Origin of the sequence: Pseudomonas viridiflava, from assembly GCF_001642795.1 — a bacterium.
Lineage (GTDB): Bacteria > Pseudomonadota > Gammaproteobacteria > Pseudomonadales > Pseudomonadaceae > Aquipseudomonas > Aquipseudomonas viridiflava.
This window is the reverse complement of sequence record NZ_LKEH01000043.1, coordinates 16876-33981: the sequence shown is the minus strand read 5'-3', so window position 1 is coordinate 33981 and position 17106 is coordinate 16876. Positions and strand designations below refer to the sequence as shown.

The following is a 17106-nucleotide window of genomic DNA, read 5'->3' as shown; positions in this document are numbered from 1 at the left end:
GACCGTGTCCCATGACTCGGTCAGCCGGTCTGTTACCTCATCAGTAGCCGTTGCGCTTGAGGATCGTGTCGATGCTTTCCTTGGCCGGACGGCCATAGAACTTCAACAGCTCGGCGGTGCGATTGGTGAAGAAACCGTCCGCGCCATCCTGGCTGATGCGCTTGAAGTCAGCCGGGTCATCCACGGTATACGGATGGATCACCATGCCTTTTTCGTGGGTCAGGTTGTTCATCCAGGGTTTGACCAGGTCCATGTAGCTCTGGTCGCCACCCTTGGCCAGTTGCGACGACGGGCCGGTGCCGATGGCGCCATGCGCCTTGGCCCAGTTGATCCAGTTCTCGAACTCTTCCGGCGACTTGACCTCCTGGGTCGCGTAATAGCTGGATTTGTCCTTCATGCCTGAATCCTTGAAGGCCACATCGGACTTGGGTTCGATGGAGCCTTTGCCGATCCACAGCAGCATGACTTTCGGCACTTTCGGCATTTCTTTCTGCAGCAGTTCCAGGCTCTGCTTTTCAAAGGTCTGCAACACCACACGGCCCGGCATGTGCGCGACGTTCACATGCCCCGGCTCTGCGGCAGGGCGTTGCGCCAGCCAGCCGCGTTTGGCCAGGACTTTCTTCAGGTCGGCTTCGACGCCGGGAAACTGCGACGGCACCTTGGTTTCAATGTACAGCCCCGGCTTGTTCGCGCCGCCTTCGGCGATGTCGATCACCTCATCCAGCGTCAGAATCTGCAGACCGGCGTAGCTGTCACGGGCGCGGTCCGGGTAGGCCTTGTTGAACCACGAACCGGCATCCAGTTGCTTGAGCTCGGCCAGCGTAAACGTGCTGACCGGGTCCTTGGCACGGCTCGGAAAAACCTCGGCAATGTTGGTGGTACGCTCCAGCACATCGTCATGCAAGGCGATCAGCACGCCGTCTTTGGTGCGCTGGATGTCCATCTCCAGGTAATCCGCACCCAGATCCCGCGCCAAGGTGTAAGCCGGTATGGTTTCTTCCGGCGCATCGAACGAGGCGCCCCGGTGAGCCACCACTGCGGGCCATGGCAGTCCCAGTTTTTCACTCAACACCTTGCCCGGCGCATCGGCTGCCGATGCTGCGCCTGACGACAGCATCACACCAGCAATGGCGGAGGCAGCCAGCAGTCGAGCCAGTGGCGTTCGGGTGAACCGGAAAGTGGAAAATCCTTGCATGGGCTGATGATTCCTTAATGGAGAAAACAGTTGATCGCCTCGTACCGTTCGACAGAGGCGCACCCTGAAGCATTAACAACATCGCTTTCGATACGGCAAGTGGAGTGTCGTTCCCGGTTGCACGATGTCGTCCTGAATGTCATTGACGGCACCCAACGATAGCGCAACGTCATCGCTGCATGGCGCACTACGGCTGGCGCACAGTCTGTGCGCCGAATGAGACGGCTGTATGAACGCAGGCTGCGTATTCGGAAAATGTCACTCCTCAAGCGCGTCGACTCGGGTTACTGTCAGGGTTTTGATCATCAGGCAGGAGTGGGCATGACAACGGTATTGGTGCTGGTCGAGAATCTGGATACCTATCTGCCGATTCTGAAAAATAGTGGTTTCGAGCTGATTCGCGCACCGACAGCCGAGCAGCGCGCCGAAGCGATTGCCGCACACGGGCCGGCCATCAGCGCAGTCGTGACGCGTGGCCCGCTGGGCTTCTTTGCTGAAGAGATGGATGCCTTGCCCAACCTGCGCATCATCTGCGTGAGCGGCGCGGGGTATGAAAAGGTCGACCTGCCAGCGGCCGAAGCACGTGGCATCACTGTCACCAACGGCGCCGGGGTCAATGCGTCCACCGTGGCCGATCATGCGCTGGCATTGCTGCTTTCACTGGTGCGTGACATTCCCCAGGCTGACGCCTCGGTGCGCCGCAGCGAATGGCGCAAGGTGGTGCGTCCTTCGCTGGCGGGCAAGCGTCTGGGCATCATCGGGCTGGGCGCGGTCGGGCTGGCGATTGCCCGGCGCGCTGCGGCTTTCGACATCGGCATCGGTTATCACAATCGCAAGGCGCGGTCCGACTGCGATTACACCTGGCACGCCTCGGTGCAGGCGCTGGCCGAAGCGTCGGACATTCTGGTCATCGCCACGCCGGGCGGCAGCAGCACCCATCATCTGGTGGGCGCCTCGGTGCTGGCGGCATTGGGGCCGCAGGGTTTTCTGGTCAATATCGCCCGCGCCAGTGTCGTTGACACAGACGCCCTGGTCGACGCGCTTCAAGCGCAGAAGATCGCCGGAGCCGCACTGGATGTATTCGACGACGAGCCGCGCGTACCCGACGTGTTCAAGACCCTGGACAATGTGGTGTTGACGCCACACGTGGCAGGCCTGTCGCCCGAGGCCTCCAAAGACAGCGTGCAGATGGTCAATGATAACCTGCTGGCTTTCTTCGCTGGCAAGCCGGTGCTGACGCCTGTTCACAGCTGAAAAGTCGTGCGTTGCTGCACGGATGGCTTGCCTGATCGCCCATTCTGCTTGCGCTGATGCCTGTCTATAGTCCTGCCCATCACGCATGACATCGACAAGGGAGCAGGGCATGGACGTAGTTAGCGGGGCAGGCACAATCGTGCGAATCGGTCTGGTAGGAGACTTCAATACGCAGTTCGCGGCGCATCAGGCGATACCGCAGGCCTTGCAGATGGTGGGCGACGCGTTGCAGGTCAAGGTCGAGGCGCAATGGTTGCCAACGCCTGAGATCGGAAATGGCGAGCGGCTGACGGCGTTCGACGGCCTGTGGTGCGTGCCGGGCAGCCCTTATCAGGACATGCAGGGCGCGATGACGGCGATTCGTCTGGCGCGCGAACAGCACATTCCGTTTCTTGGCACCTGCGGCGGGTTTCAGCATGCGTTGCTGGAATTTGCCCGCAACGGTTTGGGCTGGAGCGATGCCGAACACGCTGAATCGGCCCCGGACGCCCCGAACGCGATCATTGCGCCGCTGAGCTGCTCACTGGTCGATGCACTTTCGCCGATTCATCTGTTGCCGGACACATTGATTGCCCGGGCCTACGGCAGACTGGAAATCGAGGAGCGTTATCACTGTCGTTACGGCCTTGTGCGTGAGCTGGAACAGCAGGTTTTCGGCGCTGCGATGAAAATCAGCGGGCGAGGTCCGGAAGGTGAAGTGCGCAGTATGGAGCTGGAAGGCCATCCGTTTTTCGTCGCCACGTTGTTTCAGCCCGAGCGCGCCGCGTTGCTGGGCAGGACGCCAGCGCTGATCAAGGCGTTCGCTCAGGCGTGCAGGGGTAACGCCCGATGATCGCCTCGCGTTTCCCCACGCCTTATTACGCGGTGGTGTTTACATCACTGCGCAACGCTGATGACGGGCAGGATTATGGTGCGGCCGCGCACCGGATGATCGAACTGGCCCGGCAGCAGGCCGGGTTTCTCGGGGTGGAGTCGGCGCGTGACGACACCGGCCTGGGCATTACCGTGTCGTACTGGGCTGACGAGCCCGCGATTCGGGCCTGGAAGGCTCATGCCGAGCATGCCGAGGTACGCGAACAGGGCCGCGCTCGCTGGTATCAGGCGTTCACGACGCGGGTGTGCAAGGTTGAGCGCGACTATTCGTTCTGAAGCCCTTCAGTCTGATGCCAGCCATTCCGACACGGCGCAGCGCTGCGTAAATACGCTGAAACAGTGAATGCGACCCAAGGTGCTGTTTCAATTTGCGGGGATATGCCAGCATTGGGCTCTCAACACGGGAGCCCTTATGAATCACGACCTGACTCCGAACGGCACGCTGCGCATTCCGGAAGGCCTGGATGTTCCCGCGCAGGTGATCTGCCATGCCACCAGTCTGCGCAGGGCGAGCCGACGTATCTGTCAGCTGTACGACGCCGTCATGGCGCCGTGTGGCCTGCGCTCTACGCAGCGCTCGATCCTGATGCAGATCGCCCGCAATCAGGCGCCGACCATGACCGAACTGGCAACGATTCTGGTCATTGACCGCTCGGCACTGGCGCAGAATCTCAAGCCACTGGAGCGTGAAGGGCTGGTGTCGGTGGACGTCGACCCGAACGACAAGCGCAGCCGTCTGGTGCGCCTGACGCAGGCCGGTGTGGAGAAACTGCTGGAATCCCAGACGTTGTGGGAACAGGCCCAGCGTTCTTATGAAACTGCGTTGGGACCTGAACTGGCACTGGAACTGCGCACCTTGCTGGCGCAGGTTGCAGCGGCCGACTATGGCGACGAGTGCGCGTAAGTCGGCCTGCCTGCTGTCAGGGCATGACCGGTGGCGTGTAGGTCAGTGTCGTGCCCAGCGCCCATAGCAGGAACAGCACCAGCGGCGCGTGAACCAGCAACTGCACGAACGAAAAGCCGATCAGATCCCTTGCCTTCAGACCCAGCACGCCCAGCAGCGGCAGCATGTAGAACGGGTTGATCAGGTTCGGCAAGGCTTCGGCGGCGTTGTAAATCTGCACCGCCCAGCCCAAGTGATACTGCAATTCATTGGCGACCTGCATCACGTAAGGTGCTTCGATGATCCACTTGCCGCCGCCCGACGGGATGAAGAACCCGAGCACTGCCGAGTACACGCCCATCAATATGGCGTAGGTGTCGTGGGACGCGATGCTGGTGAAGAACGTCGAGATGTAATGCGCCAGTGTCTGCGCGTCGCCCCCCTTGACCGTGGTCAGCAGTGCGGCAATCGAGCCGTACAGCGGGAACTGGATCAGCACACCGGTGGTGGTTGGTACTGCTCGCGCCACGGCATCCAGAAAGCTGCGTGGCCGCCAGTGCAGCAGCGCACCGAGCATAATGAACAGGAAGTTGTAGGTGTTCAGCCCGGAAATTGCGGTGATCGCAGGTTTGGTCGAGAACTCGTTGAACAGCCAGCCTGCGCCCAGCAGCACCATCAGAATGATCAGCAGTGGACTGTATTCCAGCCATTCACCGGGACGTGAGCGGGCAGGCAGCGGTGGCAGGTTGAAGGCCGGGTCCACGCCGCAGGCCTTTGCGTCACGGGCGCTGTTCGGGCCGGGCGCGGTGGCGTAGGCGACGATCAGGGAAATGACCACCAGCGCCGCCAGCATCACGCCGGACTGCCAGAGGAAAATGGTTTCAGTGAAAGGAATGACGCCGGTGATCGCCAGGATCGACGGTGGCAGGCTGGCCGGGTTGGCCTGCAACTGTGCTGCCGAAGACGACAATCCCAGTGCCCAGACCGCGCCGAGCCCCAGATAGGCTGCCGCACCGGCTGCGCGATAGTCCATGCGCAGATCGGTGCGACGGGCGAGGGCGCGTACCAGCAGACCGCCGAACACCAGGGAAAGGCCCCAGTTGAGCAACGACGCGAGCATCGTAATCAGTGCGACCCAGGCCACCGCCGAACGGCCATTGCGCGGGATGCGTGCCAGACGGTCAATCAGCCTGACCGCAGGGGGCGAACTGGCCACCACATAGCCGCCAATCACCACGAACGCCATCTGCATGGTGAACGGGATCAGGCTCCAGAATCCGTCACCGAACGCCTTCGCTGCTTCGGCAGGTCTTGCGCCGATGGCCAGCGTTGCCAGGGTGACGATCACCACCGCCAGTGCGGCGAAGACCCAAGAGTCGGGGAACCAGCGTTCAGCCCATGCGGCGCAGCGCAGGGCAAATCGGGCGGAGCGGCTTTCTTCAAGGTTGGCGGCCATCTGAGGGCGTCCTGTTGTCATTATTATTGGATGTTTTTTGGAGGGATGCGACGTTAGGTGTGTGCTTGAGAATGTGACGCGGAGCGTCACGGCTGCATGCCCACGCGGAGCGTCGGCACGATCAATTCAGCCTCACATTGATCGTTCCCATGCTCCGCGTGGCAATGCCGTTCAGGACGCTCCGCGTCCGCATCTGGATGCGGAGCGGATACCCGACAGCTATGAAATCAGAACGTCATCTCGATCACATCATCCGGTACGATCAGTTTGCCGGCGGTCTTGGCGACGATTTCTTCGATGCTGACCCCAGGCGCACGCTCGCGCAGGATGAACGCGCCGTCTTCGATTTCGAGGTAGGCCAGGTCGGTCAGCACCTTGCGGATGCAACCCGCGCCCGTCAGCGGCAGGCTGCAGCGGGGCAGCAGTTTGGATTCGCCATCCTTGGATGCATGGGTCATGGTCACGATGATGTTGTCGGCACCGGCCACCAGATCCATCGCGCCGCCCATGCCCTTGACCAGCTTGCCGGGAATCATCCAAGAGGCGATGTTGCCTTCGACATCCACCTCGAACGCGCCCAGAACGGTCAGGTCCACATGGCCGCCACGGATCATGGCGAAGGACTCGGCGGACGAAAAAATCGATGCGCCGATGCGTGCCGTAACGGTCTGCTTGCCAGCGTTGATCATGTCGGCGTCGATGGTGTCTTCGGTGGGGAATTCGCCCATGCCCAGCAGGCCGTTTTCCGATTGCAGCATGACGTCGATGTCCGTCGGGACATAGTTGGCGACCAGCGTCGGAATGCCGATCCCCAGATTCACGTAATAGCCGTCCTTGAGTTCGCGGGCGACGCGCTGAGCCATTTGTTCGCGGGAAAGTGCCATGGTCTGAAATCTCTTTGTTGTTGTGTGCCGATTCCTGCTTCGTGAAGCGCCTGTTGCCCTCAGGATTTTCTGAGGGTGCGCTGCTCGATGCGTTTTTCGAAAGTGCCCTGGATCACACGGTCGACATAAATGCCGGGGGTGTGGATCTGGGTCGGCAACAGCACGCCGGGTTCGACGATTTCCTCGACTTCGACCACGGTGATCCTGCCGGCGGTGGCGACCACGGGGTTGAAGTTCTGCGCGGTATGACGATAGATCACGTTGCCGAAATGGTCAGCCTTCCAGCCCTTGATCAACGCGAAATCGCCGGTGATGGCTTCTTCGAGGATCACGTTGCGGCCATTGAACTGGCGGGTTTCCTTGCCTTCGGCAACGGGGGTGCCGTAACCGGTGGCGGTGTAGAACGCCGGAATGCCTGCGCCGCCCGCGCGGAGTTTTTCGGCAAGGGTGCCTTGCGGGGTCAGTTCGACTTCCAGTTCGCCGCTCAGCAACTGGCGTTCGAACAGGGCGTTCTCACCCACGTAGGAGGAAATCATCTTTCTGATCTGGCGGTCTTCGAGCAGGATGCCCAGACCGAAACCATCGACGCCGCAGTTATTGGAAACGACCGTGAGGCCCTTGATGCCCATGCGCTTGATCTGCGCGATCAGATTTTCCGGGATGCCGCACAGGCCAAAGCCGCCACAGAGCACGGTCATGTTGTCGGTCAGCCCGGCGAGGGCCTCTTCGTAAGTTGCCACTCGCTTGTCGAGTCCAGCCATGATGATCCGCCTTTTATAGTTGTGACCGGCACGTGCTGCCGGAGGATCGGGTTGATTGCATCTTCTCTCGGCTGCAATGATTTGTTAATTTTGTTTTTCTGATCGATTGATAAGAAATATAAATGTATGAACGTCAAGCAGCTTCGCGCTTTCCTGGCCGTGGCGCAGTACCTGAGTTTTGCCCAAGCAGGCGAGCGGCTGAACCTGTCCCAACCGGCCCTGAGCCTGACGATCAAAAGTCTGGAGGAAGACCTTGGCGGTCAGTTGCTCACGCGCACCACGCGCAATGTCAGCCTGACGCCCGAGGGCGAGACGCTGTTGCCGCTGGCACGCCAACTGATGGCTGACTGGGACAATACCGAAGAATTGCTGCGCCAGCGTTTCACCTTGCAGATGGGACGCGTGTCCATCGCGGCCATGCCGTCGTTCGCAGGCAACCTCCTGCCCGGTGCCTTGAAGACCTTTAGAGGCCGCTATCCACGGGTCAACGTGGCGGTGCATGACGTGGTCAACGAACAGGTTCTGGAGATGGTGCGCCATCGCCGGGTCGAGTTGGGCATTGGCTTCGAACCCGAATCGAGCAATGCGCTGTCGTTCACGCCGTTCTACATGGATCGATTCGTAGCCGTGGTCTCCACGGAATCGCCGCTGGCCGGACGGGCTGAAGTGTCTTGGGCCGAGCTGTTGAACGAAGATTTTATTGCTCTGCAGCGCCCGTCAGCCGTGCGCCTGCTGCTGGAGCACGCCATCGAGTCACGACATGGCAGGCTGTCAGTGGCATTCGAGAGTCATCAGCTGTCGACCATCGGGCGCATGGTCGCCAACGGTCTGGGTGTCAGCGCGGTGCCTTCGCTGTGCATTGAACAGATGCAGGAGCTTGGCGCGTGTTGCGTGCCGCTGGTGGAACCGCGTATCGAGCGGCGTATCGGGTTGATGATGCTGGCTGATCACAAGCTGTCGGCAGCGGCTCAGGCCTTGCGCGAGGTGTTGATCGAGCATGCCCGTGAACAGGGGGCGTGAAAGTCGATAGCCACTATCACGGCAGTTGATTTTTGCCGTGAAGGGCCGGGGCGTAACCTTGCTTCATTCCCGAAATGAAGCCAGCCTGGAGGCCCGCCATGAACCGTTTACTTGCCCTTGCTCTTGTTCTGTCATTCACCGTCGCACTGGTCTCCGGTTGCTCGACTCACCATGCGGTCGAACTGCGCCCCTACTCGGTCGAAGAGAGCCATCAACTTGCGATGGAAGACCTGAATCGTCGCGGTCTGTCCTTCGAAGAGTATGAGGCGCGCAAGGCCCAGCTCCTTGCAGACCCGCAGATCCAGCAGGTTCGTCAGTTCGACAACCAGGGTGAAATCAGCGTTGATCGCGGCACACTGAGCCAGAACCCACAGGGTTAACAGTCAGGCCCGAACGAGAATTCTGTTCAAACTGTATGGTAAGAAACTTCGTTTAACTGTCCATGTGTTTGCTGTCGATCTTTCGATAGGGTGAGTACCCGACTCACAGTTTCACAGACACCTGGATCGCGTCATGCCGTTCTCTCTGGATCTACTGCTGGCCTTTGCGCTGTTTGCCTTCGTCACTTCGGTGACCCCCGGCCCCAACAACATGATGTTGCTGGCTTCGGGCGTCAACTTCGGTTTCGGCCGGACGCTGCCACACATGCTGGGCATCAGCATCGGTTTCTTCGTTCTGGTTCTGGCGGTAGGTTTTGGTCTGGGTAGCGTGTTCAAGGCCTGGCCGATGCTCTACACCCTGTTGCGCTACGTGGGCGCTGCCTATCTGCTTTATCTGGCCTGGAAAATCGCCACCTCCGGCCCGGCCTCCGATTCCAGCGAAAGCCGCGGCGAGCCGATGAGCTTCATGGGCGCGGCACTGTTCCAGTGGGTCAACCCCAAGGCCTGGATCATGGCGATTGGCGCGATCAGCACCTACACGCCGATGCAGGGCTACTTCACCAACGTGGTCATCATCTCGGGCGTATTCGCCTTGATCAACCTGCCAAGCGTCGGCATCTGGGCCGGCTTCGGCAGCCTGCTGCGCAACGTACTGCGCGATCCTGTCGGACTGCGGATTTTCAATGGGGTGATGGCGGCGTTGCTGGTGGCGTCATTGTATCCACTGTTCATCGAGCATTGAGCCTGCTCTGAATTGCCCACAGTCCGTGGTCGCAGCGAGTGAGCACAAGCATGGGCATGATCGGCGTGCTTGAGATCACGCTGATCGTTCCTACGCTCCGCGTGGTAACACCGCCCAGGACGCTCCGCGTCCGCTCTTGAATGTGGCGCAGAATGAAGGCCTCCCACCGTCCTGTGTTGTGCTGCGAGAGCAAAATCAGCCCATCACAACGCCAACTGCAAATGCCCACCCGCCGCCTTGTGCCGTGCCTGAAGCCGGTGTTGCAGGCTCAGGTAAAAGTGTTCGAGCCCTTCGTTCAGTCGCTCGGTGAGGACTTCGTCCAGCGTGCCGCCTTCCTCGTTGTCGCCATAAGTGATCTGGGTATCGATAGCGAAGATGCCGTGCAGCACTTCCTGGGATTTGAGCGCTGACAGCACAGGCTTCAAGGCGTAATCCACCGCCAGCATGTGCGCGATGCTGCCGCCGGTTGCCAGTGGCAGCACCACCTTGCCGTGCAGGGCGCGCTCGGGCAGAAGGTCGAGCAGGGTTTTCAGCGCCCCGGAAAACGAGGCCTTGTAGACCGGCGTGCCGATCAGCAGACCGTCGGCCTGCCGGACCGCTTCGACAAATTCCAGTACTTGCGGACTGTCGAATTTCGCGAACAGCAAATCTTCGGCGTTGAAGTCACGAATGCGCAACGTGGTCACACCGACGCCGTGGTTTTGCAACCAGCGACCAGCGTGAGCCAGCACAACGCCTGAACGGGATTTTGGGGAGGGACTGCCTGACAGTGAAACAACGAGCATGCGGGAATTCCTTGCGATAAGCGTAAGGCTGTAAAGCAGCTTGTGTGCCAGCGCGCTGTGCAGGGGGTTATGCCCCTGAAACGCTGGGTCGGTGGCCTTCTTCCGGTGAAAACGCCCCTGTGCACTGGCTGCTGAAAAACCGGGCAACTGTTGAACGGCTGTTGCGCCAGCAACACTTAAGGTGACTTGAACCCAGTGCCTGGATTCACTGAATCAGCAGTCTGTGACATGTGTGACGCGGAGCTTCACGGGCTGCATGCCGACGCAGAGCATCGGCACGATCGGTGTCATCACTACAAAAACCCAAACCGCAGGCAAAAAAATCCCTGCAACCGAAGTGGCAGGGACAAGATTCAAGCGTCGAGCGGATCAGTTACGGAAGGCGGCCCCGGTCTGTACCACGCTGGCCGAGCCGAGCAGCTGGCTGATGAAGCGACTCCACCGCGTGATGTTGGCCGGACCTACGAACACCACATCCTGAGCCTTGAGTTCGAACTGTCCGGCCAGCAGGTAGGCCGTAGGCTTCTTGGCGTTCAGGTGATACACGGTGGACGGTGCATTGGCGAAGTTCTCTGCGCCGCGGATCACATACACCGCGTCGCCATCGGCGCTGTCCGGACTCAGGCCGCCGGAATTGCCCAGCGCCTCGAGCAGGGTCACGTTGGTGGTGGCAAACGAAATCACCTGCGGATTACGCACTTCACCCAACACATAGATCTTGTTCTTGGAGGCGCTGTTGAGGTGCAGGTAGTCGCCATCCTTGAGGAAGACCTTACTGAGTTGCGAGCCTTTGCGGTTCAGCGAGTCGATGTCGATCATGTAATCACGGCCATCACGGCGCAGCGTCAGGCCTGCCAGGTTGGCGTCGGTGAGGTCGATGCCTGCGACGCTGATGGCCTGCACCAGGCTCAAAGGAATGTTGGTGATCGACTGCGGGCCAGGGCTTTTGAACGAGCCGGACAGCAGCACGCGCTGGCTGTTGTAGCGCAGCACCTTCACGTCGACCTTGACCTCGGTGTACTGCGGCGCAAGGCCCATGCGCAGTTGTTCACGAATCTGGCTGACGGTCTTGCCGCCCGCGCGGATCCTGCCGACGTACGGGAAAAACAGTGTGCCGTCGCTCAGCACCTCGCGGGTATTGGCATCCAGTTGGTCCTGCGAACCGGGCGCGGTCAGCTCGGGGTGTTCGAAGACGGTCACCAGCAGCGTATCGCCAGGCCCGACAATGTATTCCGGGGTCTTGTAGTTCAACAATTCGGCAGGTAAAGCCTTGGTATCCGTAGCGGTGTTCTGCTGCTGTTGCTGCAGGGTTTTCGGGCTGATATCGACCAGTTGCGCCTTGGGTTCGTCCGGGTCGCTGGTGGTGACATCGCCGGGTGTCATGTGTTGGCCGGGAGCGAATACGCACCCCTGCAGGATCAGGGAGGAGAGCAGCAGGACAGCCAGGCTTCGATTCATGGGTGTGTTCCTTCGTGACGGTGCGCCTTGCACCTGAATGATTTCGTTACGTCCATTTCCACTACCGGCAGCAGCACCGGTCCACGTCGTGATCGTTTTTAGCGCGCGCACATACCTCCCTCCGGGCAAAGGCTGCCGGAGCCGTCGTCTAGTCAATGGAATGTCAGAAGGCGTTCTTGTTGAAGAAGCCCTTGAACAGCGTCAACAGAATGATTTTCAGGTCCAGCCAGATCGACCAGTGCTCGATGTATTCCAGATCGAACTCGACCCGTTTGCGCATCTTGTCCAGCGTGTCGGTTTCGCCACGCCAGCCGTTGATCTGCGCCCAGCCGGTGATGCCCGGTTTGACCTTGTGGCGCAACATGTAGCCGCTGACCTGTCTGCGGTACTGCTCGTTGTGGGCCACGGCATGCGGACGCGGGCCGACGATGGACATGTCGCCGCGCAGCACATTGAAAAACTGCGGCAGTTCATCCAGCGACGTGCGGCGCAGGAACGCACCCAGCGGCGTGATTCGTTTGTCATTGCGTGTGGCCTGGCGCACCACGTCGCCATTTTCCTGAACGTTCATGCTGCGGAATTTCCAGACCATGATGGGGCGGCCGTCCAGCCCGTAACGGCGCTGGCGAAACAGCACCGGGCCTTTCGACGTCAGCTTGATGGCCAGGGCGATCAACAACAGTGGAATCGCGATCAGCACCAGAATCAGACTGGACAGCAGGATGTCTTCAGCACGCTTGACCACGCTCCAGGCGCCGTCCATGGGCGAGTCGAAAATGCTGATGCTGGCCAGCCCGTTGATACTCTCGCTGCGTGCGTGCAACAGCTCGAACATGAACACGTCCGGTATCAGGTACACCGAGGCGGTGGTATCACTGAGGCCGGTGATCAGTTCACGCAGGTGCGGTTCGGCACTGAACGCCAGGGTGATGTACACCTTGTCGATCCGGCCCTGGCGGGCGTCTTCGACCAGTTGCTCGAGATCGCCGAGCACCGGCACACGTCTGCCAGTGGCACTCAGGTTCATCTGCTGCGGATTCGAGTCGTAGAAGCCCAGCAGATTCAGGCCCATCCAGGGCGCGCTGGATATCGACTGGGCCAGCCGCTCGCCGACCTGACCGGTGCCGACAATCGCCACGCGCCGGGTGTTGAAACCGTGGCGTCGCAGGCTGTGCAGCAGCAGGCGGATCAGCAGGCGATAACCACACAGGATCGCCAGCACCAGCGCGAACCAGGTCATCTGCCCGTCATCCGGCAGGTTGTCGCGGTTGAGCAGCAGATAATCCACCGACAACAGACTGATGAAGGTCAGCGCCCAGTAATTGAACACCTTGGTCAGCTCGCGCAGGATGCGCTCGCCGCGCCAGGAGCCGTAAAGCTGGTGGTACTCGCCGACCCAGTGAAACACCAGTACAGCCAGAATGATATGCAGCCAGGCCTCGGTGCTGTCGATCATTGCCAGCCGGCTTTGCCAGTACCCGATCAGTACGATGACTGCCAGATCCAGCAGGCGGTGGGCGACCGACAGCGCTGACTGATGGGCATGCAGAATGCCGCGAACGGAGGTGCGCATGACGGTGCTCGCTCAAACGGATTTGATGGGAACGACTCGGGACGGCAACTCGCTGGCAAGACTCTGCGAGGTCTGGGGTGTCCAGGGCTGCGCAGGCAGGCGGGACAGGTGCGCGGCGGCCAGGTGGTCGTCGACGAAGGCTTTGACTTCCTGCTCGAAGCGGGCAATCGAGAACCGCTCGGCGTTGGCGCGACAGGCCTGTACGGTGATTCGCGCCTGCGCGCTCTCGAACTCGTTGACTGCTGCGATCAGTGATTCAACCGTCTGCTGCGGATAGAACACCCCGGTAGGATGTGGATGGTCCAGCCCGCGAACGGTCTCCAGTGCACCGCCCTTGCCGAAGGCGATCACCGGTGTGCCGCAGGCCTGGGCTTCCACCGGACTGATGCCGAAATCCTCTTCGGCCGCGAACACGAAGGCTTTGGCGGTGCGCATGTGCTCGATCAGAACGCTCGCCGGCTGGAAACCCATCAGCGTGATGTTGGGCGCCAGGCGCGCGATGGCCTGCGCCTTGGCCAGGTCAGGCCCATCGCCGATCATGATCAGACGTTTGTCCGGCATGGCAGCGAAGGCTTCGACAATCATCGGCATGCGCTTGTAGGGCACCATGCGCGAGGCGGTGAAATAGAAGTCGCCGCGCGTGCCGTTGGCGGTGAACCCGAGCGTATCGACCGGTGGGTAGATGACCGTCGATTCGCGTCGATACGCCTTGCATATACGTGCGCCGATAAACCCCGAGTTGGCAATGAAGGCGTCCACACCGGCCGAGGTGCGCTGGTCCCACAGGCGGATGTAATGCAGTATCAGCCGCGCCAGCCGGCCCTTGATGCCGGTGTTCAACCCCGCTTCGCGCAGGTACTGGTGTTGCAGGTCCCAGGCATAACGAATCGGTGAATGGATGTAGCTGATGTGCAATTGATCCGGCCCGCTCAGCACGCCCTTGGCCACGGCATGGCTGCTGCTGATGATCAGGTCGTAACCGGACAGGTCCAGTTGCTCGATGGCCAGCGGCATCAGGGGCAGGTAGCGCTGGTAGCGTTTTCTGGCGTTTGGCAGGTTCTGGATGAACGTGGTGGTGGCGACCTTGCCGTGCAGGTGAGCGCGGTCTTCATCGCTCAGGAAATCAATCACGGCAAACAGGTCGGCTTCCGGCCAGATATTGATCAGTGAAGCCAGCACACGCTCGGCACCGGCATAAGTCACCAGCCAGTCGTGGACGATCGCAATTCTCATGGAGATTCCTTGCTGTATTCGCTCGCTCTACTGCAGGCGCGACAGGGCGCGCCTTGACGTTGCTGTTATTGGTTCAGGGTTTGCTTGAAGAGGATTCGGGACTGATGCGCTGTTTGCCGAGCAGCACCGGTTCAGGTTCCATCAGGGCATCGATGCGCTGGGAAAGGCGGTGCGCGGACAATTCCCAGGAAAAGCGTTTCACGTTGTTCAGCCCGTGCAGGCGCAACGCATCGCGCAGCGGGGCGTCGACCAGTACCCGGTGCATGGCCGCCGCCATGTGGCTGACGTCCAGCGGATCGAAATACAGCGCACTGGCCTGCAGCACTTCCGGAATCGAGGCAGCGTTGGCGGCCAGTACTGGACAGCCGCACGCCTGGGCTTCCAGCGGCGGTATGCCGAAGCCTTCGTACAAGGACGGAAACACAAACGCGGTCGCACCCTGATACTGCTCGATCAGTTCGGCGTCGCTGAGCCGCCCCAGAAACCGAATGCGTGGATCACGGCAGGCCAGGCGTTGCAGGTTGGGGTCGGCGAAGATGCCGGTGGCGGCGCCCACAATGTGCAACTGCAAGTCGTTGTGGTCCCGCAGGCTGAGAAAGGCCTGGATCATGCGATTGAAGTTCTTGTGCGCGGCGGGCGAGGACACCGCCAGCAGGTATTTCGGGGCATCGGGCTGCACGGGGCGTGGCCGGAAGCTGTCGCTCACCGCTGCCGGCACGATCAGCACCCTGTTTTCGGGGAACCCGTAAAACTGCGAGATCTCGCCTCTGGAGAAGCTGCTGCTGGTCACCAGGGTTTTGATGCGTGAAAGAAGGATTGGGGTGATGGTGCGGTAGGCCAGTCGGAAGAGCCGGGTATAGCTCTGCGGAAAGCGTACGTAATTGATGTCGTGATGGGTGGCGATCTGGTTCCGGTAGAACATCGGGCCGGTACTGCTGATGGAGATCAGCAGCGGGTTTTTCTGCCGCCGCAGGTACAGCGGCAAGTCGATCTGCTCCCAGAGATGACCCTTGTTGTTACCGATGCACTGTACGTTCAGCGCTTTGGCACTTTCATGCAGTTTGATGCCGTGAGGCGCGACGAACACCAGATCGCTGCGCAGCTTTTTCAGCGCCATGCAGATCTGCTCGGCATAACGCTGAACGCCACTGACGTCCTGGGTGAGAAACCGTGAATTGATAAAGATCATCTCAAGCATCCTGCAAGGTCATGGTGATGTAGGGTGAATGCGGGTGCTTTTTTGAAGGCCGTGTGACCTTCGATCCCGTTCTTGTTGGGCGAACAGCGCAGGCCTTATGCCCAGGCTGATGATTTTTGGAAATTCGTCGATCCGGACCTGGGCCGAACAGCGGCCGTCGGCGCAGTTCCAGGGCGTATCGGTTTCGAAGCGGCCCTTTTCCGGCCGACCGCTGTCGATCATTTCAACGTTGCCGCGCTGCACGCTGCTGGCTTCGACATGGGTCAGGCGCGGCGCGCCGGTGGTCCAGGCCACCAGAATCTGCTCCTGCCCGCGGTTGAACCTGAGCAGGTACGTCGAATCCATTTCCTGGCTTCTCTCGGCGTCGTACTGGTAATCCATCAAGGTCCTGCTGATGGCCTTGAGCGTCGCGTAGGCAGGCTTCGCGCTCAGGTCTTTCCTGAGCAGGCCGAAGTTCTGCTGCGGGTCTTCACTGTCAGTGCCGCTGTCGATCAGTCCGTGCCACCAAAGCCCCTTGATGTCCGGCAGCGTGCGGGCAAGAAAGAAGCTGCGCGCCAGAAAGGCGGCCTGGTGCTGTTCGTTGACGCTGCATTCGCTGGTGCCGGTCGGCCAGCCCATCTCGGTCAGGTACAACGGCACCGGACGGGTCGCCAGTGCGCGCAGGTCGGCATCGACCCAGCGCAGCCAGGCAATCCAGCGCTCGGGCGTGTGGCGCTGTTCGGTCCGGCAGTGCACATAGGGATGCAATGACAGACCATCTATCTGATTGAGCAGGCCGTTCTGGATCAGCTGCTCGGCGAACCCCAGCTCCATCCCCAGGCTGGTGACGGCACCCGCCAGAATCGTGACCGGCTTTTTCTGTGCTCTGAGGCGCGCCACGGTTTCCTCGACCAGCGTGCTGTAGTCCTTCGCCGCCCAGGCATCGACTGGGTTTTCCCGGTCCCACTCGTTCCAGATTTCGTAAAGATCGACCCGGTTGGCCAGCTCCTGTGTGACGAAACTCACGTAGTTGCCGAATGCCTGGCGCACGACGGGATGACGCGGTTTTGCGTGGTTGTCATAAAAGGGGTTGCCGTAACCCAGCATCAGCAGCGGCCTCAAGTGATGCTGGCGAACCCTGTTCAGGTAGGCCTGCCAGAGCGGATCGATGCGCAGAAAGCCGCGCCTGGGTTCGACATGGGTCCAGTACGCACTGTCGCGTACCGAGTTGACGCCTGCACGCTCCAGCAAATCGAGCGCCTGCGTCGGCAGGCTATCGCTGCTCATCAGTTGCGTGTCGACGCCGATGATGAATTGTTCCTCGCCCGTGGCGAAAAGGCTGGTGAACAGCCCCAGCAGAAAGACCGTCAATGATCGTCGTCGACGGGGTGCGGGTGGCTTTGACATGTCTTGTCTCAGTCGGGAAGCACGC

Annotated in this window: 17 protein-coding genes; 7 read left to right on the top strand and 10 right to left on the bottom strand. The window is 60.6% G+C overall.

From position 1 onward, the window contains the following. Positions 1-40 precede the first annotated feature (40 nt). Entirely contained in the window at positions 41-1195 is a 1155-nt protein-coding gene (locus tag AO065_RS20520) for a glycerophosphodiester phosphodiesterase (protein ID WP_004887032.1), read from the bottom strand. A gap of 321 nt (positions 1196-1516) precedes the next feature. Between AO065_RS20520 and AO065_RS20515 the strand changes: the two genes are divergently transcribed. The 4 genes from AO065_RS20515 (at position 1517) to AO065_RS20500 (ending at position 4226) form a co-directional block, all read left to right on the top strand. Next, positions 1517-2449, top strand: a complete 933-nt coding sequence (locus tag AO065_RS20515) for a 2-hydroxyacid dehydrogenase (RefSeq protein WP_004887035.1) — start codon at positions 1517-1519, stop codon at positions 2447-2449. Between the two features lie 109 nt (positions 2450-2558). After that, positions 2559-3281, top strand: coding sequence for a CTP synthase C-terminal region-related (seleno)protein (locus AO065_RS20510; protein ID WP_004887038.1), 723 nt, complete (start codon positions 2559-2561; stop codon positions 3279-3281). Then, on the top strand, positions 3278-3598 hold the full coding sequence (locus AO065_RS20505) for an antibiotic biosynthesis monooxygenase family protein (protein ID WP_004887043.1): 321 nt from the start codon (positions 3278-3280) through the stop codon (positions 3596-3598). Before AO065_RS20510 ends, AO065_RS20505 begins: the two co-directional genes overlap by 4 nt. Before the next feature lie 136 nt (positions 3599-3734). Continuing rightward, positions 3735-4226, top strand: a complete 492-nt coding sequence (locus AO065_RS20500) for a MarR family winged helix-turn-helix transcriptional regulator (RefSeq protein WP_004887046.1) — start codon at positions 3735-3737, stop codon at positions 4224-4226. Positions 4227-4242: 16 nt separating this feature from the next. Here the strand turns inward: AO065_RS20500 and AO065_RS20495 are convergent, their stop codons facing one another. From AO065_RS20495 to AO065_RS20485, 3 genes are all read right to left on the bottom strand, one after another. After that, positions 4243-5661 carry a short-chain fatty acid transporter gene (locus AO065_RS20495; protein ID WP_004887049.1) on the bottom strand — a complete coding sequence of 473 codons (1419 nt, stop codon included), beginning with the start codon at positions 5659-5661 and terminating at the stop codon, positions 4243-4245. Between the two features lie 227 nt (positions 5662-5888). After that, on the bottom strand, positions 5889-6545 hold the full coding sequence (locus AO065_RS20490; RefSeq protein WP_004887051.1) for a CoA transferase subunit B: 657 nt from the start codon (positions 6543-6545) through the stop codon (positions 5889-5891). 59 nt (positions 6546-6604) lie between these two features. After that, positions 6605-7306 (bottom strand): CoA transferase subunit A, encoded by a 702-nt coding sequence (locus AO065_RS20485; RefSeq protein ID WP_004887055.1) that lies wholly within the window; start codon positions 7304-7306, stop codon positions 6605-6607. Between the two features lie 126 nt (positions 7307-7432). On the opposite strand from AO065_RS20485, the gene AO065_RS20480 reads away from it, so the two are divergent. The 3 genes from AO065_RS20480 (at position 7433) to AO065_RS20470 (ending at position 9448) form a co-directional block, all read left to right on the top strand. Continuing rightward, positions 7433-8326: a LysR family transcriptional regulator gene (locus AO065_RS20480; RefSeq protein WP_004887059.1), complete on the top strand. Its 894-nt coding sequence runs from the start codon at positions 7433-7435 to the stop codon at positions 8324-8326. 98 nt (positions 8327-8424) lie between these two features. Continuing rightward, the gene (locus AO065_RS20475) at positions 8425-8706 is read left to right on the top strand and encodes a hypothetical protein (RefSeq protein ID WP_004887062.1); all 282 of its coding nucleotides are present in this window, start codon (positions 8425-8427) and stop codon (positions 8704-8706) included. A 133-nt stretch (positions 8707-8839) separates the two neighbouring features. After that, the gene (locus AO065_RS20470) at positions 8840-9448 is read left to right on the top strand and encodes a LysE family translocator (RefSeq protein WP_004887064.1); all 609 of its coding nucleotides are present in this window, start codon (positions 8840-8842) and stop codon (positions 9446-9448) included. 203 nt (positions 9449-9651) lie between these two features. On the opposite strand, the gene ssuE is transcribed toward AO065_RS20470, so the two are convergent. The 6 genes from ssuE to AO065_RS20440 all read right to left on the bottom strand — a co-directional run bounded on the left by ssuE (position 9652) and on the right by AO065_RS20440 (position 17081). Then, positions 9652-10233 carry an NADPH-dependent FMN reductase gene (gene ssuE, locus AO065_RS20465; RefSeq protein WP_004887072.1) on the bottom strand — a complete coding sequence of 194 codons (582 nt, stop codon included), beginning with the start codon at positions 10231-10233 and terminating at the stop codon, positions 9652-9654. Positions 10234-10602: 369 nt separating this feature from the next. Then, complete coding sequence (locus AO065_RS20460) at positions 10603-11691, bottom strand: polysaccharide biosynthesis/export family protein (RefSeq protein WP_004887073.1); 1089 nt, start codon at positions 11689-11691, stop codon at positions 10603-10605. Between the two features lie 163 nt (positions 11692-11854). Beyond that, positions 11855-13264 carry an undecaprenyl-phosphate glucose phosphotransferase gene (locus AO065_RS20455; protein WP_004887075.1) on the bottom strand — a complete coding sequence of 470 codons (1410 nt, stop codon included), beginning with the start codon at positions 13262-13264 and terminating at the stop codon, positions 11855-11857. 12 nt (positions 13265-13276) lie between these two features. After that, positions 13277-14497 carry a glycosyltransferase family 4 protein gene (locus tag AO065_RS20450; RefSeq protein ID WP_004887076.1) on the bottom strand — a complete coding sequence of 407 codons (1221 nt, stop codon included), beginning with the start codon at positions 14495-14497 and terminating at the stop codon, positions 13277-13279. A 73-nt stretch (positions 14498-14570) separates the two neighbouring features. Beyond that, positions 14571-15686, bottom strand: a complete 1116-nt coding sequence (locus AO065_RS20445; RefSeq protein WP_004887077.1) for a glycosyltransferase family 4 protein — start codon at positions 15684-15686, stop codon at positions 14571-14573. A gap of 18 nt (positions 15687-15704) precedes the next feature. Beyond that, positions 15705-17081: a hypothetical protein gene (locus AO065_RS20440; protein ID WP_050562205.1), complete on the bottom strand. Its 1377-nt coding sequence runs from the start codon at positions 17079-17081 to the stop codon at positions 15705-15707. Positions 17082-17106 lie beyond the last annotated feature (25 nt).

Bases quoted from the DNA above. Each gene is read 5' to 3' on its own strand.
- AO065_RS20460 (WP_004887073.1), bottom strand. From the start codon at position 11,691: ATGAATCGAAGCCTGGCTGTCCTGCTGCTCTCCTCCCTGATCCTGCAG.
- AO065_RS20515 (WP_004887035.1), top strand. From the start codon at position 1,517: ATGACAACGGTATTGGTGCTGGTCGAGAATCTGGATACCTATCTGCCG.
- AO065_RS20490 (WP_004887051.1), bottom strand. From the start codon at position 6,545: ATGGCACTTTCCCGCGAACAAATGGCTCAGCGCGTCGCCCGCGAACTC.
- AO065_RS20500 (WP_004887046.1), top strand. From the start codon at position 3,735: ATGAATCACGACCTGACTCCGAACGGCACGCTGCGCATTCCGGAAGGC.
- AO065_RS20445 (WP_004887077.1), bottom strand. From the start codon at position 15,686: ATGATCTTTATCAATTCACGGTTTCTCACCCAGGACGTCAGTGGCGTT.
- AO065_RS20520 (WP_004887032.1), bottom strand. From the start codon at position 1,195: ATGCAAGGATTTTCCACTTTCCGGTTCACCCGAACGCCACTGGCTCGA.
- AO065_RS20510 (WP_004887038.1), top strand. From the start codon at position 2,559: ATGGACGTAGTTAGCGGGGCAGGCACAATCGTGCGAATCGGTCTGGTA.
- AO065_RS20480 (WP_004887059.1), top strand. From the start codon at position 7,433: ATGAACGTCAAGCAGCTTCGCGCTTTCCTGGCCGTGGCGCAGTACCTG.
- AO065_RS20485 (WP_004887055.1), bottom strand. From the start codon at position 7,306: ATGGCTGGACTCGACAAGCGAGTGGCAACTTACGAAGAGGCCCTCGCC.
- AO065_RS20475 (WP_004887062.1), top strand. From the start codon at position 8,425: ATGAACCGTTTACTTGCCCTTGCTCTTGTTCTGTCATTCACCGTCGCA.
- AO065_RS20440 (WP_050562205.1), bottom strand. From the start codon at position 17,081: ATGTCAAAGCCACCCGCACCCCGTCGACGACGATCATTGACGGTCTTT.
- AO065_RS20470 (WP_004887064.1), top strand. From the start codon at position 8,840: ATGCCGTTCTCTCTGGATCTACTGCTGGCCTTTGCGCTGTTTGCCTTC.
- AO065_RS20505 (WP_004887043.1), top strand. From the start codon at position 3,278: ATGATCGCCTCGCGTTTCCCCACGCCTTATTACGCGGTGGTGTTTACA.
- AO065_RS20455 (WP_004887075.1), bottom strand. From the start codon at position 13,264: ATGCGCACCTCCGTTCGCGGCATTCTGCATGCCCATCAGTCAGCGCTG.
- AO065_RS20495 (WP_004887049.1), bottom strand. From the start codon at position 5,661: ATGGCCGCCAACCTTGAAGAAAGCCGCTCCGCCCGATTTGCCCTGCGC.
- AO065_RS20450 (WP_004887076.1), bottom strand. From the start codon at position 14,497: ATGAGAATTGCGATCGTCCACGACTGGCTGGTGACTTATGCCGGTGCC.
- ssuE (WP_004887072.1), bottom strand. From the start codon at position 10,233: ATGCTCGTTGTTTCACTGTCAGGCAGTCCCTCCCCAAAATCCCGTTCA.